Here is a 17,497-nt window from a genome sequence, read left to right as displayed (position 1 = left end):
CGACACGCCGTGAATCCCGCTCATAACTGGCATCTCGCGGGGGCCGCAGGGACCAGCACGGGTCCCCCGGGAGGATGACGGCGGCGGCCACCCGGGGCGACGCCCGCGACAGAGGCTGCTCCGTAGCGTCGGAGACATGCAGAACCAGACCTCCTCCGTCGTGGCGCGCGTCGAGGGCGTGCGCAAGCTCTACGGCAGCACGCCGCCCGTCGTCGCCCTCGACGACGTCACCCTCTCGATCGAGCGCGGCGAGTTCACCGCGGTGATGGGCCCCAGCGGCTCCGGCAAGTCGACGCTGATGCACGTGCTCGCCGGCCTCGACACCGCCTCGGCCGGCCGCGTCTTCCTCGGCGACGTCGAGATCACCGCGATGGGCGACGCCGAGCTCACCGTGCTCCGCCGGCGCAGTGTCGGCTTCGTCTTCCAGGCCTTCAACCTCGTCCCGACCCTCGACGTGCGCGGCAACATCCGCCTCCCGTTCGAGCTCGACGGCCGCCGAGTGACGGCCGAGGAGGAGGAGTGGATCGCCCGCCTGATCGAGTCGCTCGGACTCCGCGAGCGCCTCACCCACCGCCCGCACGAGCTCTCCGGCGGCCAGCAGCAGCGCGTCGCCATCGCCCGTGCGCTGGCCACCCGCCCGCAGCTGATCTTCGCCGACGAGCCGACCGGCAACCTCGACTCGCGCACCGGCCGCGAGGTGCTCAGCCTCCTCCGCGCCTCGACCCGCGAGTACGGCCAGTCGATCGCGATGGTCACCCACGACCCGATCGCCGCGGCCTTCGCCGACCGCATCGTCTTCCTCCGCGACGGGGCCGTCGTCGACGACCGCCGCGGGATGAGCGCCGAGGAGATCTCGCGCGCGATGCTCTCGATGGAGGGAGCGTCGTGAGCGCCCGCACCGGTCTGCGGGCCGCCTCGGGGCAGGGCGGCGGCGCGATCATCACGGTCGCCGCGCTCTCGGCCGCGTTCGGCGGAGTCCTGGTGATGGTCATCGCCGACATGGTGGCGGCGTTCGACGCCGCCGGTCTCGACGGCATCGCGCAGGCCGCGACGACGCTGGGCGTGGTCGGCGGCGTCTTCTTCGGCATCGCCGTCTTCGTCGGCGCGATCGTCACCTCCAACGCGGTGTCGACGGTGATCGCCGGCCGCACCCGCGAGATCGCGCTGCTGCGCCTGCTGGGCGCCTCCGGCCGCTCGCTCCGCGCCGAGGTGGTGCGGACCGGCCTCGTCCAGGGGCTGATCGGCGCGGCCCTCGGCCTCGTCGCCGCCGTCGTCCTGGTGGCCGTAGGCGCGGAGATCGCCTTCAGCACCGGGACGTTCACGCGCATCGCGGTGCCGCTCGCCTCGCCGGGACTGCTGCTGCCGGGCCTCGCCGTCATCGTCTCGACCGTCGTCGCCTCCTGGGCCGGGTCACGGCGCGTGCTCGCGGTCGCCCCGTCGCAGGCCGCCGGCTCGGCAGCCGAGCCCCGCTACGACGAGCTCCGCGGACGCACGGGCCGGAACGTCCTGGCGCTCGTCCTCCTCGTGGTCGGCGTCCTGCTCCTCGTGATCGGCGTCGTGGTCGGGCTGGTGAGCCCGCTCGGCGTCCTGATCGGCCTCGCCGGCGGCATGCTCTCCTTCACCGGGGTGGTCCTCGGTGCGCCGGTGCTGCTCCCGCCGCTGATCTCGCTGGTCGGCCGGGCCTTCGGCGGCAGCCCCGTCGCGCGCCTCGCCTCCGCGAACGCCACTCGCAACCCCGCCCGGAGCGCGCGTGCCGTCATCGGCCTCGTGATCGGAGTGACGCTCGTCACGATGTTCGCGGTGGCCGCCGCGACCTTCTCGTCGATCATGCGCGCCTCGAGCGAGATGAGCCCGGAGATCTTCGCGGCGCTCGACCAGTTCGTCGCGGTCAGCACGGCGATCATGAGCGTGCTGCTCGGCTTCTCGGTGCTGCTCGCGGCCGTCGGCATGGTCAACACGCTCTCGCTGAGCGTGCTGCAGCGCCGCCGCGAGCTGGGACTGCTCCGCGCGCTCGGCTTCACGGGTTTGCAGGTGCGCTGGATGGTCGTCGTCGAGGCGGCGCAGATGGTGATCGCCGCGGCGCTCCTGGGCCTCGTGCTCGGCGCGTTCTACGGCTGGGCCGGGGCCGTCGCGATCTTCGGCTCGCTGCCGGGCATCGGGCTGGTGCCGCCGACGATCCCGGTCGGGATCCTGGTCGCCGTCGTCCTGGTCAGCATCGTCCTCACCGCGGTCTCCGCGGTCCTGCCGGCCCGCCGCGCGACCCGGGTGCCGCCGGTGGAGGCGCTCGCCGTCGCCTGAGCGCGCCGGCCGCTCGGCTCGCGAGCGGTTCGAACCACCCGGCCGCTCACACCGCCGGGCCGCTCACACCACCGAGAAGCCGTCCGCGAGCCGCTCCCGCCCGCTCAGCGCGAGCAGGAGCTCCTCGCCCCGTCCCGCCCGAGCGGCGAGCGCCCCCGCCATCGCGGAGCAGGCCTCGACCGCCTCGGGCGGGATCTCGTGCGCGAGGCCGGTCGCCCGCGACAGGTCGAGGGTGTGCACGACCAGCTCGAGCACGCGGGTCCGCAGGTACTCGTCCAGGGCCAGGGCGTGCTCGCCGATCGCGACGAGGCGCCCGGACGGCTGCTGCGCGAGCAGCGCGAGGGCGCGCCGCAGCGACGCCGCGATCACCTCCGCCGGACGCTCGCCGAGCAGCGCCCCGGTCTCGACGCCCCGCCGCGCCACGGCCGCGGGGTCGGCGCGTCCGCCGGCCAGGGCCGCGTAGTAGCCGAGCGCGTCGGGCACGGTCGCGGCGGCCGGCTCCTCCGCGAGCAGGTACGTCTCGACCGTCGTGATCGCCCGCGAGGCGTGCCCGGTCAGGCCGCGGACGTCCCAGACGCCCAGCCCCGGCAGCGCCCACTGCTCGTCCCCGATCCGCTCGACGAGGCGGAGCAGGGCGCCGGCCGAGGCGGCGAACATCGCGGTGCTGTCCATGGACCTCATGCTGGCACGCGTCCTGGACTCCTCAGCGGGCCGCGGTGGCCCCAGAATGTCCGGATGAGCAGCCCCGCCTCGCCCGATCGTCCCGATCGTCCCGTCCGCCCGGTCCCCGCCGTGCTGACCGGCCGTCTCGTCGTCCTCGAGCCGCTCACCGAGGAGCACCTGGAGCCGCTCCGGGCCGCGATCGGCCGCCCCGAGGTGTTCGCCGCGGGCTACGGCGGCGGGCCCTCGGGCCTCCCCGACGGCGCCGAGGCGTTCCGCGCCTTCGCCCGGCGCTACTACCCGTGGGAGACCGGCAATCCCTGCGCCGTGCTCGTCGACGGCCGGGTCGTCGGCACCTCCTCGCTGACCGACTTCGACGAGCGGCGGGAGGCGGCGCACCTCGGCTGGACCGCCTACGCCCCCGAGGTCTGGGGCACGGCCGTGAACCCCGAGACCAAGCTCCTCCTGCTCGGCCTGGCCTTCGACAGCGGCTTCTCGCGGGTGAAGCTGCAGGCGGACGCGGCGAACGCGCGCTCCCGCGCGGCGATCCTCCGCCTCGGCGCGGTCTTCGAGGGCGTGCTGCGGCACGACCAGCGGCGGGCGGACGGCTCCTGGCGCGACACGGCGGTGCACTCGATCCTCGTGGAGGAGTGGCCGGCGGTCCGCGAGGGGCTCGAGCGGAGGATCGAGGCGATATCAAGCCCGGTCCCGCCGCGCAACCCGGATGCTCCGATCGGGCGCTGAGCGGTAGGAAGGACGCATGGAACGCATCCACTACGCCGGCAGCTCGGTGCTCACCGGCAGCCGGATCGCGCACTCGCTCGTCGGCTACGCCGAGGCCCTCGCGCTGCGCAAGGGCGCGATGTCGGTCGACATCCCGATCCGGCGCTCCACCGGCGAGCTCGGCCGGGCGACCCTGCTGATCGGTCCGGCCAGCCAGCTCTTCTCTGAGACCGAGGACGACGGCGGCGAGGAGATCGTGGACGCGGCCCTGGTCGAGAGGCTCGCGAAGGAGACGGCGCGGCTCGGAGTGTCCCAGCCGCTGGCCGAGGAGGGCGACTCGTCCTCGCCGCACCTGTCCGATCTCGAGATCCCGCACTTCGATTCGGACGACGATCGACGCTGAGCGTCGGCCCCGGGGCGGTTAGAATCGCCCCGTACCGTCCGGCCGTGCCCCCGCCGGCTGGACTGCACTGCGAACGGAGACCGCCCTCATGGGCCGACTGATCTACGACTCGACTCTCGAAGCGGACTTCGACGACCGACTGCTCGCCCACCTGCAGATCGTCATCGGCTCGAAGCTGTCGCGCAACGAGTCCTTCTACCTCTCGTGGAAGGACTCGCAGTCCGTCGGCGACGGTCGCACGTCGATCTGGCTGCACCCGGCGATCCCGCTGCGCTTCAAGTACCACGGCGGCCGCGCCCCGGCCATCAACCCCGACTGGATCCGCCAGCTCCTGGCCGATTCGCACAGCGCCCACGGCCTGCGCATCAGCGAGGAGCCGCACGGCGGTGCCCGCCAGAGCGAGGAGGGCCTGCTGTGAAGCGCGTCGAGCTGATCTACGGCGGCACCCCCTACAGCTTGCACGACACCACCGCCGCGGACGTCCGTGCGAGCGTCGAGCAGGCGCTCGACGGCACCGCCTCGCGCTGGCTGACCGTCAACCAGGGCGAGGGCCAGCCCCGCGAGACGTCGATCCTGATCACGCCGGGAGTGGCGTTCTCCGTCGCCGACGTCGCGCAGTGACCGCCGTCGGCTGAGCCGCCGATCCTCAGCCACTGATCCTGAACGGCGCGTCCTGAGCCGCACGTTCCGAGCCGCCGTCCCGTACCGCTCCCGCGTCAGCTTGTGAGCAGCGCCGGGAACTCGCCCGGGATCTCGCGCGCGAGGTAGCCGGCCGGGCCGAGCCTGCGCACCAGGACCGAGTCGGCCTCGGTGTGCAGGAAGGCACCCCAGGCCGCGGCGCCCTGCGGGTCGAGGCCGCGCGCGCGGAGCCCGGCCGTCGCGCCGGCGAGGACGTCGCCGCTGCCCGCGGTCGCGAGGCCGGGGTGCTCGCCCTCGATGCGGACGGCGTCGCCGTCGGGTGCCGCGATCACGTTGAAGAGGCTGACGACCGCTCCGTAGCGCTGCGCGACGGCGATCGCGGCGGCCTCCACGTCGTCCACCTCCGCGCCGAGCAGCCGCGCGGCCTCCTCCGTGTTCGGCGTCAGCAGCAGGCGGCCGGCGAGGGCGCGGGCGACGCGCCGCTGCCCGGGCAGCACCCCGAGCGGGAAGGCGTCGAGGTGCACGGCGGGGACGTCGGCGAGCAGCGGAGCGATCGCGCGCAGCGTCGCGGCGGTCGCCTTCGGGTCGTCGAGTCCGGGGCCGATCAGCGCGACGTCGGCGGAGTCCAGCTCGCCCTCCAGTGCGGAGAGCCCGCGGCCCGAGATCGAGCCGCCGCGGGTCTCCTCCAGCGGCACGACGCCGCACTCGGGCAGCGCGACGGCGGTGGCGGAGGCGACGGACTCGGCGACGCAGAGGGTGATCCGGCCGGCGCCGACCCGGAGGGCCGCGATCCCGGCGAGGATCGCCGCTCCGGGCGTCTTGCGGGCGCCGCCGACCACGACCACGTCACCGCGGGCGTGCTTCGAGCTCGCGGGGTCGGGCAGCGGCCAACGCCGCTCGAGCAGGGCGCGGTCGACGACGGCGCTCCTGTGCGCGGTCTCGCTCCTGTGCCGGGTCTCGCTCATGAGTCGGTCCTTCCTCGCGGGTCGTCGACGGCGGTGTCGACGGCGGTGTCGTCGCCGGTGTCGTGGCGGGTGACCGGCGCGCTCGACTCCTCGAGGTGCGCGGTCTCGTTGAAGCGCTCGAGCGTCCAGGCGTCGCCGTCGCGGACGAGCCGGGTGACGGAGGCGTTCGCGACCGGGGTAGCCCGGCCGATGTCGAGCAGCTCGCGCTCGGTGAGCCCCTCGCAGACGGAGCGGATGATCAGGACGACGGCGTCGTGGCAGAACAGCGCGACCGGTCCGGCCGGCGCCACGACGTCGAGGTGGTCGAGGAACGAGCGCACCCGCTGGGCGAGATCGGTCCAGGACTCGCCGCCCGGCGGCCGGTAGTAGAACTTGCCGAGCCAGTCCCGCCGCGCCGCCTCCTCGGGGAATCGCGCGCGGAAGCCCGCGGTGGTCAGGCGGTCGGCGATGCCGAGGTCGCGGTCGCGGAGCCGCTCGTCGAGGCGGGGCACGAGGTCGAGGCCCGCCTCCTCGAAGGCCAGCTGCGCCGTCGAGGACGCGCGCAGGTACGGCGAGGACCAGGCGGCGACCGGGGCGTTGCCGTCGGCGAGCCAGCGGCCGAGCGCGCGGGCCTGCTCGCGGCCGGCCGGGGACAGCTCGACGTCGGGGTCGCGCCGGTCGACGGCGATGTCGTGGGCGCCCTCCGCCTCGGCGGCGCTCGCCGCGATGTTGGCGACACTCTCGCCGTGGCGCACGAGGAGGAGCTCGGTGGGGCCGGAGGTGCGCGGGCCGGTGCTGGGGGAGGAGCTCATCGCTCCATGCTCCGCTCCGGCGCCCGCCCGGCCGAGGGGGTTCCGCGCGGTGCGGAGCAGTTGCTACGCAGCTAGGGTCGGTCGAGTGAAGCTGATGCGGACGCGACCGGCCCCGACGACCTCCCCGGCCCGCGCGACCCCGCCGGCCCTGCTGATCGGCGCGGCCCTGGCGGTGCTCGCGCTGGCCGGCTGCACCGCTCCCGCGCCGGACGTGGTCGTGTCGAACGACGCGGCGCCCCGCGAGGAGTCGCGCGACCGCGTGCTCGCGCTCGTCTCCTCCCTCGCCGGGCCGCAGGACGACGCCTTCGGCTACGCCCGGCTCGCGAGCGACCAGGCCGTCGAGGGCGTGGACCTGATCGGGATCGAGTCCTACGACGCGCTCAGCGAGGGCGGCGAGTTCGGGGCGCTGTCGTTCCGCACACCGGTCGACGCCGCGGCCTTCCCGGACGTCGCCGACCTGCCGGAGGCCTACTGCTTCCGCGCGCCCTTCGCTGCGGCGGGTGCCGTGGTCGACGACGCCGACGGCGGAGGCGTGGCGGTCATCGAGTGCCCGGCCGACGCCGAGACGATCACTCCGCCGGCCGAGTAGGCGCGTCCACCGCGGCGACGACGGCCGCGAGCGTCTCCGGGTCGCTGAGGATGCGGAAGTGCCCGCCCGTCTCGATCCGCACGTTGACCGCGCCCTCGAGCATGCTGCCCTCGGGGATGTGCGGGTCGAACAGGCCGAAGACCGAGGTGATCCGCGCGTTCGCGCCCGCCCGGCTGGAGAGCAGCAGGGTCGTCGCGTCGCGGGGCGAGAACGAGCGGAGGCTCCTCAGCAGCAGGTAGGGGGCGTAGCGCGAGCCGCCGAACGGCGTGGCGACCGCCACCATCCGGTCGACGCGGCCGTCGGGGTCGAGCTCGGTCATCACGTACTTGCCGATCAGGCCGCCCTTGCTGTGCGCGACGATGACCACGTCGCGGAGGTCGTGCTCGGCGAGGTAGGCGGCGACGTCCTCCGCGGTGCTCGCGACCGGGCGGCCGTTCCAGCCGAGGCTGGTGAGCACGTGCATCGGGTGGCCGCGGCGGTGCAGCGGGTCGATGATCGGGCGGAGGAAGGCCCAGGTCTCCCAGATGCCGGGCAGGACCACGATCGGCCGCTCCGTGCCGTCGAGGTAGTCGTCGGGGGCGCGGCGGGAGACGAAGGCGCGGACCTGCCAGGCGACGGCGTAGGCGTAGTCGCGGATCCACCAGACGGCGTCGCGGACGAGGTGCGTCATGCGGGCACCGGGGACGGGTCGGCGTCGGGCGCCGGGGCGGCGCCGGGGCGGCGTCGGGGGCGGCCTCGGGCGCCGGGGTGGTGTCCGGAGCGATGTCGGCGGCGAAGGACGCGAGGGCGAGCGCGAGCGACTCCGGCTGCGTGCGCGGGACGACGTGGCGGGAGCCGGCGAACTCGAGGAGGCGCCCGTCCGCCGCGTGGGCGAGGAGGCGCTCGCACCAGTCGCGGGTGGCGATCGGGTCGTCCTGTCCGCGCACGATCAGCACGGGCGCGGTGACCGCGGCGAGCCGCCGCTGGATCGGGTAGTGCAGCATCTCGGGCAGCTGGCGCAGGTACCAGCCGAGACCGCCGCGGACGTAGTCGGCGAAGAGCAGGGCGTCGACGCCGAGCGGCTCGCCCAGGCAGTCGCGGGCGAGCGCGAGGCCCTGCCGGACGGCGCCGGGGCGCTGCGGATCGACGACTGGGCCGATGAGGACCGCGCCCGCGACGAGGCCGGGCGCGCGGGCGGCGAGCTCGACCGCCACCTGGGCGCCCATCGAGTGGCCGACGACGACCGCCCGGGTGACGCCCTGCTCCGCCAGCGCTCTCTCGACGAGGCGGGCGTGGTCGGCGATGCCGATGCGGCGGCGGGGCGAGCGGTTGGCGCCGAAGCCGGCGAGGTCGACGGCGACGACGCGGCCGTGCGCGCGGAGGGCGACGGCGAGGGTCGAGAAGGTGTGGTGCGACATCCCGATGCCGTGGATCAGGACGAAGGTGCGCTCGGCGTCGGCGCGACCGGTCGCGAGGGTCCGGAGCTCGATCCCGTCGATCCGGTGGCGGACGACGGGCGAGGGGCGGGGCATGCCCTCCAGGCTAGGCACGGCGGTGCCGGCGCGCGCGGGGGTGCGCGGCGCCGGTCGGGTGGGCTAGGCGGTCGGGCGGGACGGTCGGCGGGGCGGGGAGTGTCAAGCGGCTGCTGCGGCGGGGGAGCGGTGCCTAGCCTCGGAGCAGGACGGCGGACGCCGCCCTCGGAGGGACATCATGCGGATCGCGATCGTCGGAGCGACGGGCAACCTGGGCACGGCCCTGCTGAGGCGCCTCCAGCGGGAGGCCGCGGTGACGGAGATCGTCGGGATCGCCCGGCGCGAGCCGCGACCCGGAGCGGACGAGTACCGCGACGTGCGCTGGCACGAGGTCGACGTGGCCTCGAGCGACGCGGAGCGGCAGCTGCGGGAGGCGTTCACCGGCGTGGACGCGGTCGTGCACCTGGCCTGGGCGCTGCAGCCGAGCCACGACGAGCCGTTCCAGCGCCTCGTCGACGTCGGCGGCACCGCGGCGGTGCTGGCGGCCGCGGCGGCGAGCGGAGTCGGCCAGGTCGCGGTGGCGTCGTCCGTCGGCGCCTACAGCGCGGCGCCGAAGAGCCTGCGCGTGGACGAGACCTGGCCGACCGGCGGGCTGCACACCTCGACCTACAGCCGGCACAAGGCGGCGAACGAGCGCGCGATGGACGCGTTCGAGACGGAGCACCCGGAGGTGGTGCTCACCCGGCTGCGCCCGGGGCTGGTGTTCCAGCGCGGGGCGGCGACCGAGATCGCCGGGCTCTTCGCCGGGCCGAGGTACCCGACGCGCTGGCTGCGGGCGGTCCGGCCGCCGGTGCTGCCGCTGCCGCGGACGCTGATCTTCCAGGGCGTGCACGCCGACGACGTCGCGGACGCGTTCTGGCGCGCGCTCGACCGCCGGGCCGGCGGGGCCTTCAACATCGCCGCGGAGCCGGTGCTCACGCCGCAGCGGATCGCGAACGTCGTCGGCGCGCGGCTCGTGACGGTGCCCGCGGGGCTGCTCCGCTCGATCGTCACGGCGACCTGGCGGCTCCGGCTGCAGCGCACCGACGCGGGCTGGCTCGACATAGCCACGAACACGCCGGTCATGTCGACGGAGAAGGCGCGCACCGTCCTCGGCTGGGAGCCGACGACCACCGCCGAGGAGGCGCTGCGCGAGCTGCTCGACGGCCTCGCCGACCGCGCGACGGTCGCGGGCTCCCCGCCGCTGCGCGGCTGACCGCGGATCTCGATGCGCCCGCTCCGCGGGCTGCTCGATCAGCATGCATCGACCCAGCGGCGCGAGCACGCAGAGACGGGCACGGGCGCGCCGCACCGCAGGGGTGGGCATGCGCCCTCCATGCTGGTCGAGTAGCGCGCAGCGCGTATCGAGACCCGCCCACCGGATGACGGCGGATCTCGATACGCCCTCTGCGAGGGCTACTCGATCAGCATGCCTACTCCGCGGCGACGCGGATCAGCACCTTGCCCGTCACTCCGCTCTCGACGGCGTCGTGGGCGGCGGCGGTCTCCTCGAGCGGGAACCAGGTCAGCGGCAGGCCGGCCTCCTCGCCGACGGGAAGGGCTCCGTCGTGCAGGGCCGCGGTGATGTCCTCGGCCGCGGCCTGGAGCGGCGCCTCGCCGACCGTGTAGAGCAGCAGACCCTGCCAGCGGGCGTTCTTGGCGAAGCTCGGCACGATCGGGATGGTGAACTCGTCGCCGTTGTTGTTCGCGTAGTAGCCGATGCTCCCGTGGTTCGCGAGCACCTCGACGTCGAGCGCGGCGTTCTGCGTCGGCGCGACCTCGACGATCTGCTGGACGCCGTCGGGGGCGAGCTCCAGGATCCTCTCCGCGAGCTGCTCGTCGGGGTACTGCAGTACGTGCTGAGCGCCGGCGGCCGTCGCGAGCCGCGCCTTCGCATCGCTGCTGACCGTGGCGATGACGGTCGCCCCGGCCCAGACGGCGAGCTGGATGGCGGCGTGGCCGACCGCTCCCGCGCCGCCCTGCACCAGGACGGTGCGGCCGGCGAGCGCGCCGGGGGAGAGGCGGGCGGGCCCCTCCTCGTGCACGGTCAGGGCGCGGTGCGCGGTCATCGCGGGGACGCCGAGGCTCGCTCCGAGCTCGGCGTCGATGCCCTCGGGGAGGCGCACGACGTGCTCGGCGGCGAGGACGGTCGACTCCTGCGCGGAGCCGGTCGGCCGCTGGTGGGCGGCGAGGTAGAACCAGACGCGGTCGCCGACCGCGAACCCGTCGACGCCCTCGCCGACGGCGTCGATCACGCCGGCGCCGTCCTGGTTGGGGACGACCTCGTCGAAGGGCGGCTCGCCACCGGCGCGCGCCTTCCAGTCGGTCGGATTGACGCCGGAGACGAGGACGCGGACGCGCACCTCGCCGGTGCCCGGCGTGCCGGCCTCCCGGTCGACGAGCGAGAGGACGGAGGAGGAACCGGAGCGGGAGTAGACGATGGATCGCATACGACCCAGAAGCCCCGCGAGCCGCCCCCTATTCCCGCGCACCCCGTCCCGGACAGCGAGATGCCACTTGTGTACGCGACACGCCGTGAAAGGCGTACACAAGTGGCATCTCGCGGGGAGGGGGAGTTACGAGCGGTCGCTGTCCTGCGTCACGTTCTCCTGCACCGCGTGCTTGGCCTCTCGGGCGGAGTCCTTCACGTCCTCGGCGGCGGAGCCACCCGCCTCCTTGACGTTCTGCGCGGCGTCGGTCGCGGTGTCCTTCACCGAGGCGAAGGCCTGCTGCGCCGGCTCGCGGAGCTCGTTCGCGACGTCCTTCGCGGCACCGGTCACGGAGTCGACGACGGGCTGCGCCTGCTCCTTGACCTTGCCGGCCGCGTCCTTCTCGGCGTCCGAGGCGGGGATGAGCGACGCGATCAGGAGCCCGGCGCCGAAGGCCATCAAGCCCACCGCGAAGGGGTTGCCGTTCGCCTTGCTCTTCACCGATCCGGCCGTGCCGGAGAGCGAGTCGCCGGCGTCGTGCGCCGAGCCCATCACCCGGTCGCGCACGGAGCCCACGGCCGCCTTGACCTTGTCGGTCTGCCGGTCGACGATCGCGCTCGGGCTGACCTTCTCGGCCAGCGCGTCCACGTCTCCGCCGAGCTCGAGCCGCGTGCGCTCGATGTCGGCCCGGATCTCCTCCGGAGTCTTGCTCTGTCCTGCGTCGTACGTCATCGTCCTGCCCCGTTCGGCTTGAGGGTTTCGGGAATCTGCTTGAGGGTGTCGACCGTCTCGGGGACTCCGTCGACCTGCTTGAGGCTCTTGCGGCCGACGGCGAAGAGGATCGCCGCGACGACGCCCCAGATCACGGCGACGATCACACCCGACCAGCCGTTGCCGACCAGCGTCCCGAGCGCCCACCAGAGGGCGATCGAGAGGAAGAGCACGGCCATCAGCGCCGCGTAGCCCGCGCCGCCGAGGAGTCCGGCGCCCTTGCCGGCCTTGCCGGCCGACTCCTTGATCTCGGCCTTGGCCAGCGCCATCTCCTGACGGATCAGCGTCGAGAGGTCGCGGGAGACCTCGCCGAGCAGATCGCCCAGGGAGGTCGAGCCCGCGCGCTCTCCGGGCGTCGGCTCGGCGGAGGCGCGATGCGCGCCCAGCGGATCGCTCACGGCCGGGTTCCGTTCGGGAAGGCGTCGTAGCCGGGGGTGATCGGCGTGCTCAGCGGGTCGGCGACGGGCTCGGTCGGCGCGAAGTCGCCGCGCTCGTCGAACGAGGTCGTCGTGGTCGCGCCACCGGAGTAGTCCGCGGCGGCGGGAGCGGCGAACTCGGGTCCGGAGGTGTCCGCGGTCGCGGCCTTCTCGTCCTTCGCCTCGGCGGTCAGCGCGCGGACGAGGCGTCCGGCGACCAGGCCGGTCGCGGCGGCGATCAGGATGAACGCACCCGGACGGCGGCGCGCGAACGAGCGGACGTCGTCCAGCAGCTCGGAGGGGTCGCGGTTCTCGAGCCACGAGGCGACGCCCTGGACGCGCTCGGCGGCCTGCGAGACGAGCTTCGACGCCGCGTTGTCGTCGCCGCCCTCGCCGTTCGCGAGCGCGGTGAGGTCGTCGCTGAAGGCGCGGGCGCCCTTGGCGGCGTTCTCCTTCTGGGCGTGCGCCTGCTCGGTGAGCTGGGTGCGGCTCTGGTCGAGGAGGTCCTTGACCTGCACCTTCGCCTCCTGGGCGACGTTGGCGGCCTCCTCCTTGCCGGTGGCGAGCACGTCGCCCGCGGCCTGCTTGGCGTCGCCGGCGACGGCGCCGGCCTGCTCCTTCGCCGCGCCCGCGGTCTCGGCGGCCTTCTCCTTGGCGGAGCCGGCGGCGTCCGAGACGCTGCCCGAGGTGCCCCCGCCGACGCTGTGCGCGCCGGAGGTCGTGTCCGTGGTCGTCGTGTCCGACGAGTACGGCTCGGAGGTGAGCGGTGCGTCGTAGGTGCTGTCGTACGAGGGGTCGGCGGCGCGGGCGTTCGCCGCGCCGTCTCCGAACGGAGGTGAAGCGGGATCGATGTTCGACATCGTCTGTCCCTTCCAGGATCGAGAAATGGTGGTCTGCGTGCCGGCGTCGCCAGTCTGGACAGTGCGCCGCGCACCGAGATAGGGCGTAGCGGACAGAAGGCGTGAGGGCGTACGATCCCGCGCATCCGTGCTCTGACGCCGCTGCGGCGCTTCCTGGACGTCGGCTCCGGATCCGGTCGACCGCGGCGTCAAGCCCTTCTCGCCGGCGAGGAGCCCTGCCTAGCGTCGAGGGGGACGGGGGCACGACCGCCCCGTCTCCGCTTCCGGAAAGGCACCCCATGCTCAGCACTCGACCGTCCCGCACCGTGCGCGTCCTCGGCGCGCTCGGCGCCTCCGCCCTGACCATCGGCCTGCTCGCGGGCTGCACCGGCGACGCGCAGACCCCGAATCAGTCCGGGAGCGCCGTGCCCACCAGCGCCGACGACGGCTCGACCCGCACGCCGACGATGGAGCCGACGCAGACCGCGCCGTCGGACACCGCGACGCCCGTCATGTGACCCCGCCGGGAGCGGGCAACCGACGATCGTGGCACCTCGGCGATCGTCCGGGCAAGCCCCTTCCGGCTCCCAGCCGACGAGCAGAAACGGCTCCTACCTTCGGGTGACAGTTCAGCGCACGACGATCACGAAGGAGGCACCACTATGGGGCTCGATGACAAGATCAAGAACGCCGCTCAGGACATCGCCGGCAAGGCGAAGGAAGCCCTGGGCGACCACAAGAACGACGACAGCCTGAAGGCCGAGGGCCAGAAGGACCAGGCCTCGGCCTCCGCGAAGCAGACCGGCGAGGACATCAAGGACGTCTTCAAGTAGGTCTTCCCCGCACCACGACTCAGGCGGCGCCCCCTCGGGGACGCCGCCTTCGTCGTGTCCGGGCGGGTGGATCTCGATACGCCGCGTGCCGCGGCTACTCGATCAGCATGAGCGGCCCATGCTGGTCGAGTAGCGCCGCCAGGCGCGTATCGAGACCCCGCGCCGCCGCTACGGCTGCAGGACGACCTTGATGCAGCCGTCCTCCTTCTTCTGGAAGGTCTCGTAGAGGCCGGGGGCGTCCTCGAGCGGGGCGCGGTGGGTGACGAGGTCGTTGACGCCCAGCGGGTCGCTCGAGTCCTCGACCAGCGGCAGCAGGTCGTCGATCCAGCGCTTGACGTTGCACTGGCCCATCGTCAGGGTGATCTGCTTGTCGAACATCGACTTCAGGGGCAGCGGGTCCGCCTCGCCGCCGTAGACGCCGCTCAGCGAGACCGTGCCGCCGCGGCGCACCAGATCGAGCGAGGAGACGACCGCGGCGAGCCGGTCGACGCCGACCGTGTCCATCGCCTTCCGCGCGATCGGGTCGGGCAGCAGCCCGGCGACGGTCTGGGCGAACGAGCCCATCGGCGAGCCGTGCGCCTCCATGCCGACCGCGTCGACGACGGAGTCGGGGCCGCGGCCGTCGGTGAGGTCGCGCAGCTGGTCGTTGATGTCGTCGGTGAAGTCGAAGACCTCGATACCGTGACGGGCGGCCATCGCGCGGCGCTCGGCGACCGGGTCGACCGCGAGCACGCGGTAGCCCTTGTGCGCGCCGATGCGGGCCGCGAACTGGCCGACCGGCCCGAGGCCGAAGACGACGAGCGAGCCGCCGTCGGGGACGTTCGCGTACTCGACGCCCTGCCAGGCCGTCGGCACGATGTCGCTGAGGAAGAGGTAGTTCTCGTCCGGCAGGACGGTGTCGACGACGACGGTGTTGTAGTCGGCGAGCGGCACGCGGAGGAACTCCGCCTGGCCGCCGGGGACCTGGCCGTACATCTTCGTGTAGCCGAAGAGCGAGGCTCCGGAGCCGTACTCCGTCACCTGGGTGGTCTCGCACTGAGACTGCAGGCCGCGGCGGCACATGAAGCACTCGCCGCAGGAGATGTTGAACGGGACGACGACGCGGTCGCCGACCTTGAGCTTCGTAATGCCGGCGCCGACCTCCTCGACGACTCCCATCGGCTCGTGGCCGAGGATGTCGCCCTTGTCGAGGTACGGGCCGAGCAGGCGGTACAGGTGCAGGTCCGAGCCGCAGATGGCGGTCGAGGTGATCCGGACGATGGCGTCCGTCGGCTGCTGGATGCGGGGATCGGGAACCGTCTCGACCGAGACCTTCTCGACGCCCTGCCACGTGAGTGCGCGCATGCTTCCTCCTTCTCCCGGCGCTGACGCCGGTGGTTCTCCGGCGCTCGCCGGGTACCTCTCCAGGCCACACCCGGCGGCGCGGAGTCGCGAGGGGGTTGACGGCCGGACGGCGCGGTTCGGAGGCTCTTCCCTGGCAGCGGCCGTGCCGTGCGGTGGCGATGTCGAGAGGACGTGCACCCGACGCTCACCCCGCTCCCGGCCGCGCAGTGGTGTGATGGAGGGATGGATGCTCTCTACACCGCCATCGCCCACGCCTCCGGTGGAGGACGCGACGGCCACGTCCGCACCGAGGACGACCGGCTCGACCTCGACACCCGCCCGCCCCAGGAGCTCGGCGGCTCCGGCGAGGGCACGAACCCCGAGCAGCTCTTCGCCGCCGGCTTCGCCGCCTGCTTCCTGAGCGCGCTGCACGGCTCCGGCAAGGCGCTCTCGATCGACACCACCGACGCGCAGGTGTCGGCGAGCGTCTCGATCGGCAAAAACGACGACGACGGCTTCGGCCTCGCGGTCGAGCTCGACATCCACGTGCCCAAGGCGAGCTCGGAGGACGCGCACGCCGTCGCCGAGAAGGCGCACACCATGTGCCCGTACTCGAACGCGACCCGCGGCAACGTGGACGTCGTCCTCAACATCGTCGACTGACGCCGCCTCTCCTCGAAGGCCCCTGCCCGGTGACGGGCGGGGGCCTTCGTCGTGCCGCCGCGGGTCGTCCGGTGCCGGTCCGTTAGGGTCGGAGGCATGATCGAGGAACCGTCGCGCGAGGGGTCGGACGCCGAGGCGCTGGCCGAGCTCGAGCAGATCCGTCAGAGCATCGACAACATCGACGCGGCGCTGATCCACCTGCTCGCCGAGCGCTTCAAGTTCACTCAGAAGGTCGGGCGGCTGAAGGCGGCGCACGGGCTGCCGCCCGCCGACCTCGAGCGCGAGTCGCGCCAGATCGCGCGCCTGCGGGCCCTGGCGGAGGACGCGCACCTCGACCCGGCCTTCGCGGAGAAGTTCCTCGGCTTCATCGTCGCCGAGGTCATCCACCACCACGAGCAGATCGCGAGCGGCGCGGCGGACTGACGGCGGCCCGGCGGGCTTGCCTGGGGTCTCGATACGCCCCTGCCGGGCTACTCGACCAGCATGGGTGGCGCCTGCGGCGGCTGCTCGACCGGCAGGGGAGGGTGCCCGCCCGGCAGGGTGGGCGGCCGCTCACCGAGCGGGCCTCCTTCCTGCTGATCGAGCAGCGCGCGCAGCGAGATCCGGTGGTCAGCGGAAGTCGAGGAGCACCTTGCTGGAGCGCTCGGGGTCGCGGGCGATCTCGAAGGCCTCGAGCGCGCGCGACGCCGGCAGGACGTGCGTCACGACGGCGTCGACCGCCAGGCTCCCGTCCGCCAGCGCCGCCAGCACGTCGCTCATCTCCTCGACGAAGCGGAACGAGCCGACCAGCCGCAGCTCGCGGGTGATCGCGAGCGACAGCAGCGCCGGCTGCTCGCCCGAGGGCAGCAGCCCCACCATGACGACGGTGCCGCCGCGGGCGGCGCCGCGCACCGCCGAGGCGAGCCCGCGCGGGTTGCCCGACGACTCGAAGACGACGTCGGCGGCCACCGCGGCGATCGCCTCGGCGTCGGTCGCCAGGAGCGTGCGGGTGGCTCCGGCGGCGCGCGCGACCGCGAGCGGAGCCTCCGCGAGGTCGACGGCGACGATCTCCCGCGCGCCCGCCCTCTTCAGCACCGCGATGATCAGGGCGCCGATCGGCCCGCTGCCGAGGACGAGCGCCCGCGTCCCGGCGACCTCGCCGGCGCGGGAGACGGCGTGCCAGGCGACCGCCGCGGGCTCGGCCAGCGCCGCCCGCCGCAGACTCAGGCCGGCGGGCAGCCGGCGCAGCATCCGCGCGGGGAGGACGGCGTGCTGCGCGAAGGCCCCCTGCGTGTGCGGCAGCCGGGCCGCGCTGCCGAGGTAGGTGCCCTCGGCGGCGAGGTTCGGCCGGCCGGGCGGGTGCTCGCCGTGCGCGGTCCCGGGATGGACGGCGACCTCCGCGCCCACCGGCGGTCCGGACCCGTCGGCCGCCGCCTCGACGACCGTGCCGACCACTTCGTGACCGAGCACCAGCGGCTCGCGCAGGATCGACTCGCCGGCGGCGCCGTGCGTCCAGTAGTGCAGATCGGAGCCGCAGACGCCCCCGTAGGCGACCGCGACCACGGCGTCGGAGGCGGCGCGCGCGGGCAGCGGCGCCTCCTCGATCCGGAGGTCGCCGGCGGCGTGCACGACGACCCGGGTCGTGGTGGCGGGGACGGCGGCGGGCGCTGCGCTCATGCTGTTCTG

At 74.0% G+C, this 17,497-nt stretch carries 22 protein-coding genes and 1 pseudogene; 12 read left to right on the top strand and 11 right to left on the bottom strand.

The genetic code is table 11. The features are described 5' to 3' along the window. Nucleotides 1-136 precede the first annotated feature (136 nt). Together C1I64_RS15550 and C1I64_RS15545 are read left to right on the top strand one after the other, a co-directional pair. Nucleotides 137-889: an ABC transporter ATP-binding protein gene (locus C1I64_RS15550; protein WP_123447122.1), complete on the top strand. Its 753-nt coding sequence runs from the start codon at nucleotides 137-139 to the stop codon at nucleotides 887-889. Then, a complete protein-coding gene (locus tag C1I64_RS15545) occupies nucleotides 886-2,298 on the top strand; it encodes an ABC transporter permease (RefSeq protein ID WP_244209502.1) in 1,413 nt (470 codons plus the stop codon). The genes C1I64_RS15550 and C1I64_RS15545 overlap by 4 nt, the downstream gene beginning before the upstream one ends. A 63-nt stretch (nucleotides 2,299-2,361) precedes the next feature. Here the strand turns inward: C1I64_RS15545 and C1I64_RS15540 are convergent, their stop codons facing one another. Next, entirely contained in the window at nucleotides 2,362-2,970 is a 609-nt protein-coding gene (locus C1I64_RS15540) for a maleylpyruvate isomerase N-terminal domain-containing protein (RefSeq protein ID WP_208645145.1), read from the bottom strand. Nucleotides 2,971-3,033: 63 nt separating this feature from the next. Between C1I64_RS15540 and C1I64_RS15535 the strand changes: the two genes are divergently transcribed. The 4 genes from C1I64_RS15535 (at nucleotide 3,034) to C1I64_RS15520 (ending at nucleotide 4,705) form a co-directional block, all read left to right on the top strand. Next, complete coding sequence (locus tag C1I64_RS15535; protein WP_127887830.1) at nucleotides 3,034-3,702, top strand: GNAT family N-acetyltransferase; 669 nt, start codon at nucleotides 3,034-3,036, stop codon at nucleotides 3,700-3,702. 16 nt (nucleotides 3,703-3,718) lie between these two features. After that, nucleotides 3,719-4,084 (top strand): hypothetical protein, encoded by a 366-nt coding sequence (locus tag C1I64_RS15530; protein ID WP_123706004.1) that lies wholly within the window; start codon nucleotides 3,719-3,721, stop codon nucleotides 4,082-4,084. Between the two features lie 88 nt (nucleotides 4,085-4,172). Beyond that, complete coding sequence (locus C1I64_RS15525) at nucleotides 4,173-4,502, top strand: DUF7882 family protein (protein WP_123447118.1); 330 nt, start codon at nucleotides 4,173-4,175, stop codon at nucleotides 4,500-4,502. After that, nucleotides 4,499-4,705, top strand: coding sequence for a hypothetical protein (locus C1I64_RS15520; protein WP_123447117.1), 207 nt, complete (start codon nucleotides 4,499-4,501; stop codon nucleotides 4,703-4,705). Before C1I64_RS15525 ends, C1I64_RS15520 begins: the two co-directional genes overlap by 4 nt. A gap of 95 nt (nucleotides 4,706-4,800) precedes the next feature. On the opposite strand, the gene C1I64_RS15515 is transcribed toward C1I64_RS15520, so the two are convergent. Both C1I64_RS15515 and C1I64_RS15510 read right to left on the bottom strand, forming a co-directional pair. Further along, nucleotides 4,801-5,688, bottom strand: coding sequence for an ADP-dependent NAD(P)H-hydrate dehydratase (locus C1I64_RS15515; RefSeq protein WP_127887829.1), 888 nt, complete (start codon nucleotides 5,686-5,688; stop codon nucleotides 4,801-4,803). After that, entirely contained in the window at nucleotides 5,685-6,479 is a 795-nt protein-coding gene (locus tag C1I64_RS15510; RefSeq protein WP_127887828.1) for a histidine phosphatase family protein, read from the bottom strand. The genes C1I64_RS15515 and C1I64_RS15510 overlap by 4 nt, the downstream gene beginning before the upstream one ends. 94 nt (nucleotides 6,480-6,573) lie before the next feature. On the opposite strand from C1I64_RS15510, the gene C1I64_RS15505 reads away from it, so the two are divergent. Then, nucleotides 6,574-7,068, top strand: coding sequence for a hypothetical protein (locus C1I64_RS15505; protein ID WP_127887827.1), 495 nt, complete (start codon nucleotides 6,574-6,576; stop codon nucleotides 7,066-7,068). Here the strand turns inward: C1I64_RS15505 and C1I64_RS15500 are convergent. Then, on the bottom strand, nucleotides 7,049-7,738 hold the full coding sequence (locus C1I64_RS15500; protein ID WP_127887826.1) for an esterase/lipase family protein: 690 nt from the start codon (nucleotides 7,736-7,738) through the stop codon (nucleotides 7,049-7,051). The genes C1I64_RS15505 and C1I64_RS15500 overlap by 20 nt on opposite strands. Nucleotides 7,739-7,871: 133 nt before the next feature. Next, nucleotides 7,872-8,579: pseudogene (locus C1I64_RS20900) on the bottom strand (alpha/beta fold hydrolase); the annotation flags it as partial. 178 nt (nucleotides 8,580-8,757) lie between these two features. Here C1I64_RS20900 and C1I64_RS15490 point away from each other — a divergent pair. Then, nucleotides 8,758-9,774, top strand: a complete 1,017-nt coding sequence (locus C1I64_RS15490) for an NAD-dependent epimerase/dehydratase family protein (protein ID WP_127887825.1) — start codon at nucleotides 8,758-8,760, stop codon at nucleotides 9,772-9,774. Nucleotides 9,775-9,991: 217 nt separating this feature from the next. Here the strand turns inward: C1I64_RS15490 and C1I64_RS15485 are convergent, their stop codons facing one another. The 4 genes from C1I64_RS15485 to C1I64_RS20615 form a co-directional block, all read right to left on the bottom strand. Then, entirely contained in the window at nucleotides 9,992-11,008 is a 1,017-nt protein-coding gene (locus C1I64_RS15485; RefSeq protein WP_127887824.1) for an NADPH:quinone reductase, read from the bottom strand. Nucleotides 11,009-11,134: 126 nt separating this feature from the next. After that, nucleotides 11,135-11,719, bottom strand: a complete 585-nt coding sequence (locus C1I64_RS15480; protein ID WP_127887823.1) for a DUF3618 domain-containing protein — start codon at nucleotides 11,717-11,719, stop codon at nucleotides 11,135-11,137. Continuing rightward, nucleotides 11,716-12,156: a phage holin family protein gene (locus tag C1I64_RS20620; RefSeq protein ID WP_372487831.1), complete on the bottom strand. Its 441-nt coding sequence runs from the start codon at nucleotides 12,154-12,156 to the stop codon at nucleotides 11,716-11,718. Before C1I64_RS20620 ends, C1I64_RS15480 begins: the two co-directional genes overlap by 4 nt. Continuing rightward, on the bottom strand, nucleotides 12,153-13,034 hold the full coding sequence (locus tag C1I64_RS20615) for a hypothetical protein (protein ID WP_127887822.1): 882 nt from the start codon (nucleotides 13,032-13,034) through the stop codon (nucleotides 12,153-12,155). Before C1I64_RS20615 ends, C1I64_RS20620 begins: the two co-directional genes overlap by 4 nt. A 278-nt stretch (nucleotides 13,035-13,312) precedes the next feature. Here C1I64_RS20615 and C1I64_RS15465 point away from each other — a divergent pair, with 278 nt between their 5' ends. Continuing rightward, nucleotides 13,313-13,531 (top strand): hypothetical protein, encoded by a 219-nt coding sequence (locus C1I64_RS15465; protein WP_123447108.1) that lies wholly within the window; start codon nucleotides 13,313-13,315, stop codon nucleotides 13,529-13,531. Between the two features lie 144 nt (nucleotides 13,532-13,675). Beyond that, nucleotides 13,676-13,846, top strand: a complete 171-nt coding sequence (locus C1I64_RS15460; RefSeq protein ID WP_123447107.1) for a CsbD family protein — start codon at nucleotides 13,676-13,678, stop codon at nucleotides 13,844-13,846. Nucleotides 13,847-14,014: 168 nt separating this feature from the next. On the opposite strand, the gene C1I64_RS15455 is transcribed toward C1I64_RS15460, so the two are convergent. After that, nucleotides 14,015-15,190, bottom strand: coding sequence for a zinc-dependent alcohol dehydrogenase (locus tag C1I64_RS15455; RefSeq protein WP_127887821.1), 1,176 nt, complete (start codon nucleotides 15,188-15,190; stop codon nucleotides 14,015-14,017). 222 nt (nucleotides 15,191-15,412) lie between these two features. On the opposite strand from C1I64_RS15455, the gene C1I64_RS15450 reads away from it, so the two are divergent. Next, nucleotides 15,413-15,832, top strand: a complete 420-nt coding sequence (locus C1I64_RS15450; protein WP_123447105.1) for an organic hydroperoxide resistance protein — start codon at nucleotides 15,413-15,415, stop codon at nucleotides 15,830-15,832. Between the two features lie 96 nt (nucleotides 15,833-15,928). After that, complete coding sequence (locus tag C1I64_RS15445) at nucleotides 15,929-16,255, top strand: chorismate mutase (protein WP_123447104.1); 327 nt, start codon at nucleotides 15,929-15,931, stop codon at nucleotides 16,253-16,255. A 186-nt stretch (nucleotides 16,256-16,441) separates the two neighbouring features. Here C1I64_RS15445 and C1I64_RS15440 read toward each other — a convergent pair whose 3' ends face one another. Beyond that, on the bottom strand, nucleotides 16,442-17,488 hold the full coding sequence (locus C1I64_RS15440) for a zinc-binding dehydrogenase (protein WP_127887820.1): 1,047 nt from the start codon (nucleotides 17,486-17,488) through the stop codon (nucleotides 16,442-16,444). Nucleotides 17,489-17,497: the final 9 nt, after the last annotated feature.

Origin of the sequence: Rathayibacter festucae DSM 15932, from assembly GCF_004011135.1 — a bacterium.
GTDB classification, from domain to species: domain Bacteria; phylum Actinomycetota; class Actinomycetes; order Actinomycetales; family Microbacteriaceae; genus Rathayibacter; species Rathayibacter festucae.
Note: the sequence above shows the minus strand (reverse complement) of the source record. Positions and strands in the feature narration are given on the sequence as shown.

Bases quoted from the DNA above. Each gene is read 5' to 3' on its own strand.
- C1I64_RS15550 (WP_123447122.1), top strand. From the start codon at position 137: ATGCAGAACCAGACCTCCTCCGTCGTGGCGCGCGTCGAGGGCGTGCGC.
- C1I64_RS15540 (WP_208645145.1), bottom strand. From the start codon at position 2,970: ATGGACAGCACCGCGATGTTCGCCGCCTCGGCCGGCGCCCTGCTCCGC.
- C1I64_RS15535 (WP_127887830.1), top strand. From the start codon at position 3,034: ATGAGCAGCCCCGCCTCGCCCGATCGTCCCGATCGTCCCGTCCGCCCG.
- C1I64_RS15530 (WP_123706004.1), top strand. From the start codon at position 3,719: ATGGAACGCATCCACTACGCCGGCAGCTCGGTGCTCACCGGCAGCCGG.
- C1I64_RS15525 (WP_123447118.1), top strand. From the start codon at position 4,173: ATGGGCCGACTGATCTACGACTCGACTCTCGAAGCGGACTTCGACGAC.
- C1I64_RS15515 (WP_127887829.1), bottom strand. From the start codon at position 5,688: ATGAGCGAGACCCGGCACAGGAGCGAGACCGCGCACAGGAGCGCCGTC.
- C1I64_RS15510 (WP_127887828.1), bottom strand. From the start codon at position 6,479: ATGAGCTCCTCCCCCAGCACCGGCCCGCGCACCTCCGGCCCCACCGAG.
- C1I64_RS15505 (WP_127887827.1), top strand. From the start codon at position 6,574: ATGCGGACGCGACCGGCCCCGACGACCTCCCCGGCCCGCGCGACCCCG.
- C1I64_RS15500 (WP_127887826.1), bottom strand. From the start codon at position 7,738: ATGACGCACCTCGTCCGCGACGCCGTCTGGTGGATCCGCGACTACGCC.
- C1I64_RS15490 (WP_127887825.1), top strand. From the start codon at position 8,758: ATGCGGATCGCGATCGTCGGAGCGACGGGCAACCTGGGCACGGCCCTG.
- C1I64_RS15485 (WP_127887824.1), bottom strand. From the start codon at position 11,008: ATGCGATCCATCGTCTACTCCCGCTCCGGTTCCTCCTCCGTCCTCTCG.
- C1I64_RS15480 (WP_127887823.1), bottom strand. From the start codon at position 11,719: ATGACGTACGACGCAGGACAGAGCAAGACTCCGGAGGAGATCCGGGCC.
- C1I64_RS20615 (WP_127887822.1), bottom strand. From the start codon at position 13,034: ATGTCGAACATCGATCCCGCTTCACCTCCGTTCGGAGACGGCGCGGCG.
- C1I64_RS15465 (WP_123447108.1), top strand. From the start codon at position 13,313: ATGCTCAGCACTCGACCGTCCCGCACCGTGCGCGTCCTCGGCGCGCTC.
- C1I64_RS15460 (WP_123447107.1), top strand. From the start codon at position 13,676: ATGGGGCTCGATGACAAGATCAAGAACGCCGCTCAGGACATCGCCGGC.
- C1I64_RS15455 (WP_127887821.1), bottom strand. From the start codon at position 15,190: ATGCGCGCACTCACGTGGCAGGGCGTCGAGAAGGTCTCGGTCGAGACG.
- C1I64_RS15450 (WP_123447105.1), top strand. From the start codon at position 15,413: ATGGATGCTCTCTACACCGCCATCGCCCACGCCTCCGGTGGAGGACGC.
- C1I64_RS15445 (WP_123447104.1), top strand. From the start codon at position 15,929: ATGATCGAGGAACCGTCGCGCGAGGGGTCGGACGCCGAGGCGCTGGCC.
- C1I64_RS15440 (WP_127887820.1), bottom strand. From the start codon at position 17,488: ATGAGCGCAGCGCCCGCCGCCGTCCCCGCCACCACGACCCGGGTCGTC.